At 48.6% G+C, this 15,654-nt stretch carries 10 protein-coding genes; 9 read left to right on the forward strand and 1 reads right to left on the reverse strand.

The features are described from left to right. The first annotated feature begins 8 nt into the window (after positions 1 to 8). The 9 genes from ACE5KN_RS14210 to ACE5KN_RS14250 all read left to right on the forward strand — a co-directional run bounded on the left by ACE5KN_RS14210 (position 9) and on the right by ACE5KN_RS14250 (position 13,691). The gene (locus ACE5KN_RS14210; RefSeq protein WP_375523800.1) at positions 9 to 1,250 is read left to right on the forward strand and encodes a cytochrome P450; all 1,242 of its coding nucleotides are present in this window, start codon (positions 9 to 11) and stop codon (positions 1,248 to 1,250) included. 23 nt (positions 1,251 to 1,273) lie between these two features. Beyond that, positions 1,274 to 2,020 carry a thioesterase II family protein gene (locus ACE5KN_RS14215; protein ID WP_375523801.1) on the forward strand — a complete coding sequence of 249 codons (747 nt, stop codon included), beginning with the start codon at positions 1,274 to 1,276 and terminating at the stop codon, positions 2,018 to 2,020. A gap of 11 nt (positions 2,021 to 2,031) precedes the next feature. After that, positions 2,032 to 3,081 carry a low-specificity L-threonine aldolase gene (ltaE, locus tag ACE5KN_RS14220; RefSeq protein ID WP_375523802.1) on the forward strand — a complete coding sequence of 350 codons (1,050 nt, stop codon included), beginning with the start codon at positions 2,032 to 2,034 and terminating at the stop codon, positions 3,079 to 3,081. A gap of 21 nt (positions 3,082 to 3,102) precedes the next feature. Next, positions 3,103 to 8,148, forward strand: coding sequence for a non-ribosomal peptide synthetase (locus ACE5KN_RS14225; RefSeq protein ID WP_375523803.1), 5,046 nt, complete (start codon positions 3,103 to 3,105; stop codon positions 8,146 to 8,148). A gap of 51 nt (positions 8,149 to 8,199) precedes the next feature. Continuing rightward, positions 8,200 to 9,234: a PLP-dependent cysteine synthase family protein gene (locus ACE5KN_RS14230; RefSeq protein WP_375523804.1), complete on the forward strand. Its 1,035-nt coding sequence runs from the start codon at positions 8,200 to 8,202 to the stop codon at positions 9,232 to 9,234. Continuing rightward, positions 9,227 to 10,459 carry an ATP-grasp domain-containing protein gene (locus ACE5KN_RS14235; protein ID WP_375523805.1) on the forward strand — a complete coding sequence of 411 codons (1,233 nt, stop codon included), beginning with the start codon at positions 9,227 to 9,229 and terminating at the stop codon, positions 10,457 to 10,459. Before ACE5KN_RS14230 ends, ACE5KN_RS14235 begins: the two co-directional genes overlap by 8 nt. A gap of 10 nt (positions 10,460 to 10,469) precedes the next feature. Next, positions 10,470 to 11,741, forward strand: a complete 1,272-nt coding sequence (locus ACE5KN_RS14240) for an MFS transporter (RefSeq protein WP_375523806.1) — start codon at positions 10,470 to 10,472, stop codon at positions 11,739 to 11,741. Positions 11,742 to 11,803: 62 nt separating this feature from the next. Beyond that, a complete protein-coding gene (blsG, locus tag ACE5KN_RS14245) occupies positions 11,804 to 12,916 on the forward strand; it encodes an arginine 2,3-aminomutase (protein WP_375523807.1) in 1,113 nt (370 codons plus the stop codon). A 70-nt stretch (positions 12,917 to 12,986) separates the two neighbouring features. Next, a complete protein-coding gene (locus ACE5KN_RS14250) occupies positions 12,987 to 13,691 on the forward strand; it encodes a thioesterase II family protein (RefSeq protein WP_375523808.1) in 705 nt (234 codons plus the stop codon). A gap of 91 nt (positions 13,692 to 13,782) precedes the next feature. On the opposite strand, the gene ACE5KN_RS14255 is transcribed toward ACE5KN_RS14250, so the two are convergent. Further along, a complete protein-coding gene (locus tag ACE5KN_RS14255; protein ID WP_375523809.1) occupies positions 13,783 to 15,615 on the reverse strand; it encodes an ABC transporter substrate-binding protein in 1,833 nt (610 codons plus the stop codon). Positions 15,616 to 15,654: the final 39 nt, after the last annotated feature.

Raw genomic sequence — 15,654 nt, forward strand, 5'->3', positions numbered from 1 at the left:
AGAGGACTATGCCAGACACCAATGTTATAGATTCATCCCATGTGAACATAGCGGAGGTCAATTTATTGGACCCGCTGTTATACAGCCATGGTGAGCCTCACGTCATATGGGACGCGCTGCGCCGCCAAGCTCCGGTTCATTGGCAGCAGGTCAATGATGATATAGGTTTTTGGTCGATTACCAAATATAAAGATGTGGTTCAGGTCTTAAAGGATTATGACACATTTACCTCCGAACGGGGCAGCCTGCTGAATTTACTTGGAAAGAAGGATCCTGCGGGAGGGAAGCAAATGGCGGTTACAGACCCGCCGCGCCATACCCAAATCCGGCGTCCGTTGCAGCGGGGCTTTAATCACAACTCGATTGATAAGCATGAGGATCAAATACGTGCGGAAATTCGGCGACTGCTATCTCCTTGCCTGGAACCAGGCGGGGTTGATTTTGCCCGCGCGATGTTTGCGATGTCGATTGCTGTAGCCGGGTGTATTTTGGAGCTGCCGGAGGAGGATTGGCCCATGCTTACCCGGCTTACCACCATGGCGATTGCTCCCGATGATGAAGAGTATGTGCTGCAGGAGGGCAGTGCTGCTACTCTGCAAAGAGCACACCGGGAGCTGTTTGCTTATTTTCAGGACATTGTGGGTCAGAGACGGCGGTCTCCCGGCGAAGACTTGATCAGTATTCTGCTGAACCTGGAGGTGGATGGAGCCAAGATGGACATGGGAACGGTGATTTCCAACTGCTACAGCATCCTTCTTGGAGGAACGGTGACCACACCTCATGCAGCCAGCGTGTCGTTTTTGGAATTAATCAGGACTGATTTGTATGGAGAATTCGCTGCACATCCGGAATGTATGGACAGCGGACTGGAGGAAGTATTACGCTGGTCGTCTCCAGCTAGCCATTTCATGAGGTATGCAACACGGGATACCGAAATCAGAGGCACGCGAATCAAGGAAGGGGAGGCGGTTGTTGTATGGCTCGGTTCTGCCAACCGGGATTCCGATATTTTTACCGATCCTTACACATTTGATATCCGGCGCACACCCAATCCTCATATTGCATTTGGAAGTGGTGCCCACCATTGCATCGGACATAAAACTGCGAAACAAACGATGAACATGTTGTATGAAGAGCTGTTTGCCAATTATGAAGGCTTTGAAATCACAGGGCCTATTGAATATTTGGGCTCGAACTTTATCTCCGGTCTCAAGCATTTGCCAATCCGCGGATACCTGCGAAAATCGTAAGGAGTGGATTTACAGTGGAATATATGTATCAAGAAACGGAGGCTCAGAATAATCCATGGTTTCTTAAAGAGCCCTCTCCATTGTCAAAGGCTCGGCTGTTCTGCATTCCTTATTCCGGATGCGGCGCGAGCATGTACCGCCATTGGCCCGAGTTCATTGGAAGGCTTGAGGTATGTCCGATCCAGCTGCCTGGCCGTGAAAACCGGTTTCATGAACCGACCTACGCTTCCTATGAGCAATTGGCGGGAGAGATGAATAAGGCCTTGCTGCCATACATGGACCGACCGTTTGCTTTTTTTGGTCACTGCGGTTCTGCATTACCGAGTTACGAGGCATCCTTCCAGCTGGTGCAGAGAGGAGGACCGTCACCGGCGCACTTGTTTATATCGTCACAGGTAGCGCCGCATCAAGGGCCGTATGGAAGGTTTTTAGATTTGAACGATCATGAGCTTGCGGCCGAAATTGAATTGTTAATGCGCAAAATGGGAGGCACGCCGCTGCCTGATATCATCGAACTGAATACAGGAATCATGCGGGCTGATTTGGAGGCGAATCGACGTTATATTCAGAGTCAGCCGGTACAGCTTCCCTTTCCGATTACAGCGATCGGCTGGAACGGGGACAAAGAGGTGGACCCCTCGCTACTAAGCGGCTGGGAAGAATATGGGGAAACTTCCTTCAAAATTCTGGACGGGGACCATCATCAATTTCTGGAGGCACCATTAGAGCTTATATCTGTTATAGCAGAAGCTATGAGGCTTTATGTTTGAGGGGGGAATACATGGATAATCTCGATAAAATTGAAATGCGCAGCGATACCTTTACCTTGCCTACTCCCGAAATGATGGAAGCGATGGTTCATGCTGAACTGGGGGATGACGTCTATGGGGAGGACGTTACAGTCAAGAGGCTGGAAGCCAGGGCGGCTGAAATGCTGGGGAAGGAAGCGGCAATTCTCATGCCCAGCGGAACGATGGCGAATCTTGCTTCGATCATGGCTCATTGCCCGCGCGGCTCCAAGGTGCTGGTGGGTGATGAATCGGATATTTACATTTATGAAGCAGGAGGTGCGGCAGTCTGTGGAGGAGTCATGTATGAGCCGGTCAAAACTCAGGCTGATGGCCGGCTGGATTTGGAGGATTTGCAGAGAGTCTTTCCTCGTGACCCAGCCGATCCGCAATTCGCATTGCCTGCACTGCTCTGCCTGGAAAATCCACACAATCGCATGGGAGGACGGGTACTGCCGCTTTCCTATCTGGAAGAAATCCGCGCTTTTGCAAGCGAGCGACAGATCGCTGTGCACATGGATGGGGCCCGTATTTGGAACGCCGCTGTAGCTATGGGGGTTCCGGCGGCAGCAATTGCTCAATATGCCGACTCGGTGCAGTTTTGCCTTTCCAAAGGATTATCCGCTCCGATTGGCTCGATGGTGGTTGGAAGTGAAGCCTTTATCGGGGACGTATACCGGATCAGAAAAATGCTTGGGGGAGGAATGCGTCAGGCAGGGGTGATTGCTGCCGCAGGTTTGGTGTCACTGAATAAAATGATAGAGCGCCTGGCAGAAGATCATGAGAACGCCAAAAAGCTAGCTTTAGGATTATCTGATATCCCGGGAATCTCATGCGACCACCATGCCGTTGAAACCAATATTGTGTTCTTTCGTGTTACGGATCCCAGGTTTACGTGGGAACGTCTTGTGGAAGAATTGCGGCACAAAGGCGTGTTTGTTGATGAGCTCGGTCATGGCCGCATACGTGCGGTGACTCATGCAGGGACAAGCTCCAGGCATATCGAGCAGGCAGTAGCAGTGATCAAAGAGACTCTTGCGTAAACAGTTAAGGGAGGGGATGGCTTGAATTTTCCGGATCATTGCATTCACGAGCTTTTCGAGAAGCAGGTCGAGCAAACTCCGCGGCATACCGCTGTCATCATGAATAATACATCCATTACATTTGAGGAATTAAATAGACAGTCCAACCGGTTTGCACACTATTTAGTCCAAAAAGGGGTAGCTCCGGATGTGGCGGTAGGTGTGCATATGAATCGCTCACTGGAGTTAATTGTTGTGCTGCTTGGCATCTTAAAAGCTGGCGGCGCCTATGTGCCGCTGGATACGGAAGCCCCGTTATCCCGGAAGCAGCAGATTCTAGAGGACGCCGGTGCCCGAATCTGTGTGACCGAGCCTGATGTAATGACAGATACTCCATTCGAATCCGTAGAGGTAATTGAATATGAAGGGTTATTCTCCGAATTGAAGTTTTTCGCTGATAGTAACCCGGGAAATAGAGTTCAACCCGAACATCTCGTATCCATCTATTATACTTCCGGTTCTACCGGCAGGCCTAAGGGAGTAGCAAATATGCATCAGGGCTGGGTCAATGCCATACTTTCCATGCAGCATGCCCTCCAGCTTCAACAGGGGGAGACAGTGCTGCAGAAGACCACATTAACTTTTGACGATGCTGCTCTTGAAATATTTTGGCCATTGCTTACCGGAGGGCGGGTTGCCCTTCTTAATCCGGGAATGCACCGGGATCCTGAAGCGATAATTGATGCTGTCCTCCGATATGATGTCTCCTTCCTGGTGCTGGTTTCAAGTATGCTGAGCCGAATACTGGATGTCATTACACCGGAACAAACGCAGAGCATGAACTGCCTCAGAGGCTGCTTTGGTGGAGGAGAACCTTTATCTACACAGTTGGCACGCCGATATATGGAGAAAATGCCTGGCACCCTGTACAATCTTTGGGGAGCTACGGAGGTATCCATTGGTTCTACGCTGCATGCCTGCACTGAAAAAGACTTGGCAGTAGATGGCCAAATTAGTATCGGTCAGCCGCTGGTTAACAGCCGGGTCTATATTTTGGACCACAACTTGCAGAAAGTGGCGGCGGGTGTAACAGGAGAGCTTTATGTTGCGGGTAAAGGGGTTTCCAGAGGATATATTAATGATCCCGAGCGGACAGGCAGCTTTTTTACCAATGATCCGTTTGTAGCCGGTGAACGCATGTATAGAACGGGAGATCAAGCCTATTTTCGCGAGGACGGCAGCGTTCAGTTTGTGGGGCGGTCGGATCATCAGGTCAAAATCAGGGGAATCCGCGTAGAGCTTGGCGAGATTGAGGCTGTGTTAATGGCGGATGCTGCTATTAAAGAAGCGGTGCTTCTTCTTCGGGAAGACATTCCGGGCATCCAGCGGTTGACCGCATATGTCGTACTGTATCCGGGTCGGACCAAGAGCGTGCGGGAGATCAAGGAAGACTTGAAGCAACAACTGCCTGCGTATATGATTCCGCATTTTATTGTGCTGCTGGATGAGCTGCCTTTGAATAGTAACAGCAAGCTTGATCGGCTTGCCCTGCCGGTACCAGAACCTTTTCATAGTGAACTTCAAAGGGCTTATGCAGCACCGCAGACACCTATGCAGGAATTTTTGGCAGCCGCGTTTGCGGATGTTCTTCAACTGGAGCAGGTGGGAATCACAGATGACTTTTTTGAAATCGGTGGAGATTCCATCTCCGCATCCAGGATGATCTCTACCCTCCGTTCACGTGTGGATGCAGCGCTTCCTTTGACCTTGATATTTGAGAAAAGAAATGTACAAGAGCTGGCACACTTTTTCGGCGAAAAGGGTTATGTAATCCGCGACGCGGACAGGCATCCTTTACGGATACCGGAAAAACAAGACAATAAATATGCCGAGATGTCTTTTGCACAGGAGCGCATATGGTTTGTTCAGCAAATGGACCCGCTTGAGCCTGCTTATAATGAACCTTTGGCTTATTGGATTGAAGGAAGGCTGGATACAGAGGCGCTTCAATCCGCTCTAAACGAGATTGTACGGCGGCATGAGGTGCTGCGGACCTCTTTCACAGTCATCAATGACCGGCCTGTACCGCAGATCGCCGATCAGCTTGTCCTTGATATGCCTGTCCTTGATTTGGCTATAAATATGAGCGGTGATGCGGAAGAGTTTATTCAGTTTAGGCTGACTGAAGAATCCCGGGTGCCTTTTGATTTGGAAAAGGGGCCACTAATCAGAACAGTTTTGTATCGAATGAACGAGGAAAAATGGATTCTGTTCATTAATATGCATCATATTATCACCGACGCTTGGTCGAATGTCATTTTCCTGGAAGAATTAAATCTTCTGTATACCGCTTATCTGCGGAACAAACCGAGTCCGCTGCTAGACCCGCCTATTCAATACACAGCATATGCTTCATGGCATAAACAATGGCTGCAGGAGAGCAGACTGCAGGAGCAGCTCGCATTCTGGAGAAGAGAATTGGCCGGGGAAACGCCGGTTTTACAGCTGCCGACTGATTTTACAAGACCACCGCTTCTGACGTATGAAGGGGATAAGCTCCATTTTTCACTGCCGTGGGAGCAGGTATCCCGGATTCAGAAGCTTGGCCGGCAGACAGAAGCATCCGTATATATGGTATTGCTGGCCGCGTATAATATTTTACTTCACCGGTATTCCGGTCAGAAGGATATCCTCGTAGGCTCGCCAATTGCGAATCGGAATCAGCATGGTCTGGAACGGATCATCGGTTTTTTCGTGAACACGGTGGCCATCCGCAGCCATTTCATGGGAAACGACAGTTTCCTGGCCTATTTGCGGCAGGTTAAGGAGCGCTGCCTTAACGTTTATGATCATCAGGACGTACCGTTCGAATATTTAGTAAGAGAATTGCAGCCAGAAAGAAATCATACATATTCTCCACTAGTCCAAGTGATGTTTGCCTATCAGAATAACCTGGAGGAAATGTTACAGCTTGGTGATCTTACTGTGCATTCGATCGAGGTCAATAGCAAGACATCGCGCTATGACCTTACACTTTTTTTCAAAGAAACGGCTTCCGGCCAGCTGGCGGGCACGTTCGAGTTCAATACCCGATTGTTCAAGAAGGAAACAATACAGCGGATGCTTGAAAGCTTTACAACCTTGTTAGACGCGATTTTGACCCAGCCTGAAAAAAGTATAGCAAATCTGCCCTTGCTGTCGGCTGACGAGCAGCGGCGTATTCTGTTTACGTGGAATGATACCTATGTGCCTTTTCCTTCCGAGCTTTGTCTGCATGAGTTATTTGAACATCAGGTGCAGAAGACTCCCCAACATATAGCGGCAGTTTATAAGGGGAAGGAAATCACCTATGGAGAACTTGAAAAGCAATCCAATCAATTGGCTCACCATTTACGTCTGCACCATTTAGGCGAAAAGAAGGTTGTAGCTGTATGTGTGGAGCGCTCTTTTGAGCTTGTGATCAGCCTTATGGCGGTTTTAAAAGCAGGAGCTGCCTTTTTGCCCATAGATATGGAACTGCCGCTTGGCCGCATTCAACATCTGCTGCAAGATGCGGACGTGAAGGTCTGTCTTGTGCAAGAGCATTTGAGACAAACGCTGAGGCTGGATGGAGTAACCTTCGTATGTCCGGATTCGGATGGAGAGATCATCAGACAACAACCGGTCCACAAACCCGAACGCAGTGCAACAGCAGACTCGCCAGTCTCGATTTATTATACCTCCGGATCTACAGGCAAGCCGAAGGGGGTGATCAACCTGCATCGCGGCTGGGTGAACAGGATGTGCTGGATGCAGAACCATTTTCAATTAAAGCCGGGCGAAACCGTTCTGCAAAAAACGACCTTGACCTTCGACGATGCAGCAGTGGAGTTTTTCTGGCCATTGATGTGCGGCGGTCGCATAGCCCTGCTGGAACCGGGCTTGCATCGCGATCCGCGTGCCATCATTCAGGCATGCATACAGCACGAAGCCGTTCATGTCCAGTTTGTACCCAGCATGCTGAATTTAGTGCTGGATGAGGTTACACCGGAGGATCGGCGGCAGCTTCATAAGCTTCGAAGCACAATTTCATCTGGCGAGGCACTGACGGCCAACACGGTCAAACGTTTCTTTGCCAAGCTGCCCGGAACGCTTAACAATACTTGGGGAGCAACAGAGGTTTCCATTGATTCCACGATCCATGTGGCTGTGAAGGAAGATATGGAGGTGGAGGGAGCAGTATGTATTGGAAAACCGATTGATAATAATCGCTGTTATGTGCTGGATGAAAACCTTCAGCCCGTACCGCCAGGAGTAATAGGCAGCCTGTATCTTGCCGGCACCGGTCTCGCTCAAGGATATTTGAATCTGCCGGACAGGACAGCCCAAGTATTCATCCCGGACCCTTTTGTCCCGGGTGAGTTGATGTACCGAACAGGCGACCTTGGATTTTATCGTCCGGATGGCTCGCTGCAGTTCATTGGCAGGTCTGACAATCAGGTGAAAATTCGGGGAATGCGAGTAGAATTGGGCGAGATTGAAGCCGTTCTGTTGCAGCATGCGAAGGTGAAGGAGGCGGTGGTTATTGTCGATGAGGAAGAGCCAGGCATCCAGCGGCTGCTGGCTTATGTGGTTCCGCTGCAGACGGGCAACGATATAAGCGAAGAGCTTCGGCAGTTGGCGAAGGAGATGCTGCCGGATTATATGGTGCCTTCATTCATTATGCTGCTGGACCAGATGCCTCTAAATGCCAATGGAAAGGTTGACCGCAGCCAGTTTATCAAGCCGGACCGAACTCTGCATTATACCGGTGCCAGCCTGGTTCCCCCCCAGACGCAGATGGAGGAGTACCTTGCCGGGATTTGGCAGGAGCTGCTCGGCATGGAACTGATCGGGGTAAAGGATAACTTTTTTGATCTGGGGGGGCACTCGTTATTAGCTACGCAAATGGCATCCCGCATCCGCCGCCAACTGGAGGTAGAAGTACCTTTACGGGAATTTTTCCTCCATCCCACGATTGAGCAGTTGGCTTTGAAGGTGGAAGAGCTACTGTATGAGAAGCTTGAACAGATGAGTGATGAAGAAGTAGATACGCTATTGAAATCATAATCAGCCATTCCATGCATAACCGGAATACCTGAGCTTGAAGGAGGTTGCCGCTTGATCTGCACAAATATGATAGATGCCATAGGGAATACTCCACTGGTGCAATTAAGGCTGAGTCATCATGAAGGTGGAAACGTATATGCCAAGCTGGAAATGCAGAATCCCTTTGGCATGAAGGACCGGGTTGCCAAGCAAATTATATTGGAGGCCAGACGTACCGGCCAACTTAAGGAGGGAGACCCTATTATTGAGAGTTCCTCCGGGACGATGGCTTGCGGTGTTGCCATGGTTGGAACCTATCTGGGACATGACGTTCATATTGTTACAGATCCCCGTATCGACCAGATTACGCTGGCAAAGCTGACGGCCATGGGCAGCAAAATTTATATTGTAGATCAGATGGGCGTAAATGGCTGGCAGAGCGCGCGCCTGAACCGTCTATATGAGTTGATGGAAGAACTGCCTGGCGCCTACTGGCCAAGACAATATGAAAATCCGGATAATCCCGGTGCCTATCACTCGCTTGCTGTGGAAGTCATGAATGAGCTGGAGCATGTGGACATCCTGGTGGCATCTGTGGGGAGCGGTGGATCCATGTCAGGTACGGCCCGCGCTTTAAAAAGCTATAATCCGAATCTCAAAGTAATTGCGGTAGATTGCATAGGCAGCGTTATTTTTGGTCAGCCGGACAAGCCCGAACGGCTGCAAGGCGGTCTTGGCAACTCTTTGGTTGCCTCTAATGTGGATCATGCGCTGGTCGATGAGGTTCACTGGCTCAACGATGAGGAGGCTTTCGCCGCAACGCTTGCGCTCGCGGCGGAGCAGAAGATATTCGCCGGCAATTCCTCCGGCTCGGTATATGCCGTAGCCAAGTGGGTCCGTTCAAACGTACCTCAAGGGGTTAATATTTTGGCCATCTTCCCTGACAGGGGAGACCGGTATGTCAATACGATCTATAACGAGCGCTATAGAATCGACAAACAAATTGAAAGGCTTCGCCTGCCAGAGAATCCGCAGTATGTGCCGTACCGGACGACCGTTGCTTCATGGTCGTATTCCAGCCTTTCAGGAGTGATGCATCGTGTCTAGGTTGCTTTTTATTGAGGCAAATACAACGGGGACGGGAATGATCGCACTAACCCGTGCCGCATCCTGGGGGCTGAAACCACTATTTTATACGAATAATCCCGACAGATATTCAGGATTGGCGGAAACGGGCTGTCAGGTTCAGGTCTGTGATACAAATCATCTGGAGAGCCTGCGGCAGCATATTAGGGACACAATGGACCCACAAGACATCCGCGGCATTACGACCACAAGTGAATTTTATTTGGAGCAGGTGGCTGCGCTAACCGCTGAATATCATCTCCCGGGGAATCCCGTTGAGGTTGTCCGCAAGGTGCGAAATAAAGGCGAAACACGCAGGACACTTGCACAGGCGGGAATTCTGCAGCCCAAATTTGCGGTAATCCATAATGAATCGGAGGTTGAAGCAGCAATTTGGAAGATTGGTCTCCCTTGTATTATAAAGCCGGTTGATGATAGCGGATCAAATGAAGTCCGTCTGTGTTCAAACCTGGAGACTGCACTACAGCAGGTATCGCAAATCCTTGGACATAAGGTTAATGTGCGCGGGCAAGCGACAGTGGGTGCGGCCTTGGTGGAGGAATATGTCCAGACCCCTGAGTTCAGCGTGGAGACCATAAGCTGGCAAGGGCAGACAGAGGTCATTGGTATCACGCAAAAATCGCTTGCGGGACTTCCTTTTTTCGTAGAAGTGGGACACGTGTTTCCTGCTCAGTTGGACAGAGAGCAGTCCAATTCGATGATCCGTTCCGTGTTGGATGCTCTTCAGGCCGTGGGCTTCCGCAATGGAGCAGCTCACACGGAGGTGAAGTGGACCACTCAAGGCTGCTCTATTATCGAAATCAATGGCCGCTTGGCAGGAGGAATGATTCCTGAGCTGGTCCGTTTGACGACAGGGATCGATCTTCTGGAGCAGCAGGTATTTTGCTCCTATCAAGGTCCAACCGTGAAAGAAGTGGTGTGCCAGGGTACGGCGGGAATCCGGTTTCTAATATCAGAAACGGCTGGAACGGTCGAGCATATCAATGGCCTGGATGAAGCAGCCCAAATGAGCAATGTGAAGGAAGTAAAGGTTAACGTTCTTCCAGGAGATTTTGTATCTCCTCCACAAAACGCTTACCAGCGTTTAGGATATGTGATTGCTCATGGATCTACAGCAGAGGAAACGAATCGAGTTCTTGATCAAGCTATTCAAAATATTCAAATTTTGACCGGGCAACATGATTAGGGAGGCTCCTATGAGTAGAATTTCACTTGGTTTATTAAAAAAGCCGGATTTCAGGAATTTTTGGCTTGGCCACACGGTATCCTCATTCGGTGTTCAGATTACAACCGTGGCCATTCCGTTAATTGCGGCGCTCACGCTGGAGGCTTCTTCTCTTGAAATGGGGATTCTGTCCGCCGTCGAATTTCTGCCTTTTTTGCTGATCAGCTTGTTTGTTGGTGTATGGGTGGACCGCAAGCACAAGCGACCGCTCATGATTATAGCCGATATCGTGCGGGCAGTTGTTTTGATCGGCATCCCGATCAGCATCTATTTTAATATATTATCCATGCCTATCCTTTATGTGATTGCAGCCGTGGTAGGAGTCAATACCGTCATATTCGAGATAGCCCACGCCTCCTATCTGCCAACGGTGGTTAAAAATGAAGAGCTGGTTGAGGGGAACAGTAAATTGGAATTCAGCAGCTCCAGTGCTACAGTCGTGGGGCAAAGTATCGGCGGCGCATTGATTCAGGTTCTATCCGCCCCCTTGTCCATTTTATTTAATGTTGGGACCTATTTATTATCGGCCCTGTATCTTGCATTAATCAAAAAAAAGGAAGCTCCGATTGAGGTTCCGGAAGAAGCCGAGCAAAATATGTGGGCAGATATTCGCGAAGGAACCACATTTGTTTTCCATCACAATATCATTCGTCCTATTTTGATAGGAACCGTGATTTTTAACCTGTTCACTTATGTAATTGAGCCCATTTTCATCCTGTATATTTCACGAACCTTGGCATTGGACCCCATCTATATCGGCTTGATTTTCTCTATGTCCGGAGTCGGAGCGCTGTTGGGTGCCTTTATAGCGGGACCCATGGCGAACAAGCTGGGGCTTGGCAAAACGCTAGTGTTCTCCCTGTTTGTAGCAGGATTCGTATCCTTAATCATCCCTGTGGCTACCTTAATGCCAACATTACCTGCTGTTATATTAATTATGGTGATGTATATGATCGATGCTGCGATGGTCATTGTGTATAACATTAACCAACGCAGCTTGCGGCAGGCCGTTACTCCACAGAATCTGCAGGGCAGAATGAATGCTTCCATACGTATGTTCGGCATGGGGGTTGTCCCGATCGGAGCTGTCCTGGGAGGATGGCTGGGAGGAATTATAGGTACAACGCCGACCTTAATTGTTGGTGCCATTGGCCTGATGTGTTCGTCGATATTTATTATTTTCTCTTCTGTGCGTACAGTATCCCAACCCGCAGCATCGGGAATTACACAAGACGGGGGATGAGTTTGATCAGTTTGGGATAAAGTTCGGGGTAAAAAATACACCTTTCAAAGGAGGATTTTAGTATGTCTGGAAACTGGGATTGGAATAATTGGAGAGCACAATTCCGCAATCGAATTCAGACAGTTGAGGCTTTAAAAGAATATATTCAGGTAAGTCCTGAAGAAGAAAAAGCGATCCGAAAAAGCGAAGGACTCTATCGTTGGGCAGTTACCCCTTACTATGCATCCTTGATGGATCCAAATGACCCCAATTGTCCGATACGGCTGCAAGCTTTGCCTACTGCCGAAGAACTGGTTCCCAATATGTATTCGGACGTGGATCCGGTAGGGGATATGAAGTACCGGGTCACCAACCGGATCATTCATAAATATCCGGATCGGATCGTGATGCTGGTCACGGAGCAGTGCTCTGTCTATTGCAGGCATTGTACACGCAAATATCACACAACCGATGTCAACGGCACTTATTTTGAACGTCAGGAAGCAGAGTCCTTTGAGGAGGATTTTAAATACATTGAAAAGCATCCTGAAATACGGGACGTGTTATTAACCGGTGGTGATCCGTTAACCTATTCGGATGAACGGCTTGAGCATATCATATCGCGTCTGCGAAGCATTCCCCATGTGGAGATTATCCGAATTGGGACAAGGTATCCGGTGCTGCTTCCTCAGCGAATTACCAAAGAATTTTGTGAGATGCTGGAGAAATATCATCCGGTTTGGCTGAATACCCATTTTAATCATCCGAAAGAAATTACGGAGGAATCAGCAAGAGCCTGCGATCTGCTGCTGAAGCATGGTGTTCCGGTACAGAATCAATCCGTTTTACTTAAAGGTATTAATGATGATTTGGAAACGATGAAAGCTCTGCTTCATGGTCTGTTAAAAATTCGTGTAAGGCCATATTATCTCTATCATTGCGATAATGTGACAGGTGTCTCTCACTTTATGACCCCATTGGAAAAAGGGCTCGAAATTCTTCGCGGCCTTGTTGGATTTACGACCGGGTTTGCCATACCAACTTATGTGCTTACTACAATCAATGGAAAAATTCCGATATCTTTAGATACGATCATTAGCTATACCGAGGAAGGCTTAACCCTTCGAAGTTATGAAGGCAAGGAAACGTTCATTCCTTATCTTCAGCACCAGGTTACAGTAAGGTCGGAAGTTTAAGTGATATCACGACACTGTAAATTGCTCAATTCCCGGCCGGGAATTGAGCAATTAAACTTTAGGGGGAACTATGGAGAAAATAAAACTTTTTTGTCTCCCTTATGCTGGCGGTTCAGCAGCATTATATATGAAGTGGAAATCCTCTTTGCATCCTTCTATCCATATTGTTCCGATTGAACTGGCAGGCCGGGGGAAGAGGTATTCAGAGCCGTTCTATTCAGATATTGAACAAGCTGTACATGATATATATGAAAAAATAAAAGACGAATTAGATGAACTGCCTTATGCTTTGCTTGGGCATAGTATGGGAGGATTGCTCGCATTTGAAATCGCCCATAAAATCCAGGTACAAGAACATAGGGCACCTAAAATCATTTTTTTATCGGGAAAGAATCCTCCTCATTGTCAAAACCACAGATTCATTCATCATTTGCCAAATAAAGAGTTAATCAACGAGATTCTTGAAATGGGAGGGACTCCAAAGGAAATTTTACAGCATAATGAATTAGTTGAAATTTTAATCCCGATTTTACGGGCGGATTTTACTCTTGTGGAAAACTATCATTACAATAAGAGAGAAGAAATTTTAGATTGTGATCTGGTAGTAATGTACGGAAGACAAGATAACCTGACCAATAATTCCGATATGAAGGAATGGAGCCGGTATACAAAAAGAGAAGTGCGGACTTACGATATTGACGGAGGTCATTTCTTTATAAATGAGCAATTAGAGTCTGTTTTACATCTGATTCATAAAGAATTGATTCATATGTAGGAAAGAAGAGCCCTCCCGGACGACAATGAACGCTCTGTTTGAGATTGAGATGCAAGGCTGTTGTCCGGGAAGGATTTTGCGGTACTAAAAGTTATGGCGTCTGACTCTTGTAGCTGTTCAAAAATTGCTGCACCTTTGCCGGGTCGGCAGTCAGCTCGTTTCCGGTCTTCACCAGCGGGCTGACCGTCGATGCGGCTTTGATTTTGTTGCCCTCATAAAACTGCAGGATTTCATCCTGATTGATCGAATACAGGACCGCCTTCCGCAAATCCTCGCTTTTGCTTACCTCACGGTTGCCGGTAACATTGAAGAGCAGATAAGCTACACCGTTGCTTTCCAGCGTTTGCAGCTTCAGCTTGGGATCGCTTTTTACAATTTCATATTTGGTTTCCGGCACACCGTAATAGGCGTAAATTTCACCGCTTCTGAGCGCCGACAGGGCGCTGTCCGCATCCGCGATAAAGCGGAGAGAGATTTTGGAGATTTTCGGTTCATTTTCCGTGCCTGGCATATAAGCCGGGTTTTTCTCAAAAACAGCCTCATAATCATTTTTATAAATCAGGATATATGGACCGCTGGCATACAGCGTATTGTTGTATTTTCCACCTTCGGTCACCGTGTTTTGATCGCCGTAAGGGATGTCTTTGTTGACGTCAAAAGTAGCTACATCGAACGTGTTGATGCTTTTGACCTGCTTTTCAGATACAATGCCGGCGGATTGATGGCCTAAATAGTTCAGCACCTGCGGAAAAGGTTCCGTGGTCGTCAGCTTAACCACCTGGTATTTGCCTTGTGCGTTGTTCGCTTGGTTCTTATCCGCAACCAGGGCGGAAATGGGGGCGCCAAGCCCTTTTTCCAGCGCATCACGCACGGTGCCGCCGTCTGCGGAGCGGACAGAGCTCAATGTATTCAGATCCGTAACGGCTTCAACCGTCTTGATATGCTCATGGAGTGAATACGTCCGGTGATCCGGTACGGAATTCTGATCCTTGGCACGGTTCAGCGAGAAAATGACGTCTTCTGCACCGACCCGTTCACCGGAATCGATGGCTTTTTTACTTTCTACCTTGGCAAAGTGAATATCATCCCGCAGGATAAAATAGTACTCCGAGTTGCCCTCCGCAATGGTAAAGTTGCGGGAGAGGGAACCGTCAGCCGTAATTTTGTCGTCATCTGTCAAATTGATCAAGCGCACATACATATTTGTGTTGATCGTATTGATGGAGCCGTCATTGCCTTTAATCGGGTCCAGTGACGTCAGGGTTGAAATCGATTGGGTCAGAAGCAAAGGGTCTGACGCATTGCGGGAGGAATCGTTAAATTCGATATCCTCCCAGGCCAGCGCACGGGATTTGGACAGCCGCACGGATTCCGGCTTCAGAATGTCCTTATTGACGGCCTGGCTCTTCAGCGAGATGTACAAGGGAGCAATGTAAGCTTTGTCAAAAACGAGACGCTGCTCCAGCTGCTTGTACGTTTCCGCATATTTCTCAGGTGATTCCGAAGCAGCCTGATCAATCAGCTTGTCGATGTCCGGATCGGACATGATGCTGTAGTCACCCCCGGTTTTGAACAGGGAACGGACGGCATAGTCCGGGTTGCCTGTCACCGTTGTCCAGCTTGAGAGGGCAATGTCATAATTGCCGGCGTCCTTTTGCGCACTGAAGCTGCCGTAGTCAGGCTGCAGGTTAAGCTTGACGTTAAACCCGTTTTTAGTCAGCTGATCGCGGATGATGTTAACATCGGATTCCTGTGAAGTTTGCGCGAGCAGCTCGATATCCACTCCATTGGCAGTATTGTCAGACGGCTCCTCGGTAGCGGAATTTGCCGTCGGATTGGCCGTGTCTGATTTGGTCGTTATGGAGCAGCCTGTTAATAGAAGTAGTATAGCCAGAGTAACGATGGCCGCCGATTTTTTGTACATGCTTGTTTCCTCCCCTAATATAAGTAGGTTTACTGAATT

This window comes from Paenibacillus terreus (assembly GCF_042138595.1).
GTDB lineage: Bacteria > Bacillota > Bacilli > Paenibacillales > Paenibacillaceae > Paenibacillus > Paenibacillus terreus.

What these genes read in the sequence shown, in the direction of transcription:
- ACE5KN_RS14215 (WP_375523801.1), top strand. Translation starts at nt 1,274, where the DNA reads ATGTATCAAGAAACGGAGGCTCAGAATAATCCATGGTTTCTTAAAGAG.
- ACE5KN_RS14255 (WP_375523809.1), bottom strand. Translation starts at nt 15,615, where the DNA reads ATGTACAAAAAATCGGCGGCCATCGTTACTCTGGCTATACTACTTCTA.
- ACE5KN_RS14210 (WP_375523800.1), top strand. Translation starts at nt 9, where the DNA reads ATGCCAGACACCAATGTTATAGATTCATCCCATGTGAACATAGCGGAG.
- blsG (WP_375523807.1), top strand. Translation starts at nt 11,804, where the DNA reads ATGTCTGGAAACTGGGATTGGAATAATTGGAGAGCACAATTCCGCAAT.
- ACE5KN_RS14250 (WP_375523808.1), top strand. Translation starts at nt 12,987, where the DNA reads ATGGAGAAAATAAAACTTTTTTGTCTCCCTTATGCTGGCGGTTCAGCA.
- ltaE (WP_375523802.1), top strand. Translation starts at nt 2,032, where the DNA reads ATGGATAATCTCGATAAAATTGAAATGCGCAGCGATACCTTTACCTTG.
- ACE5KN_RS14240 (WP_375523806.1), top strand. Translation starts at nt 10,470, where the DNA reads ATGAGTAGAATTTCACTTGGTTTATTAAAAAAGCCGGATTTCAGGAAT.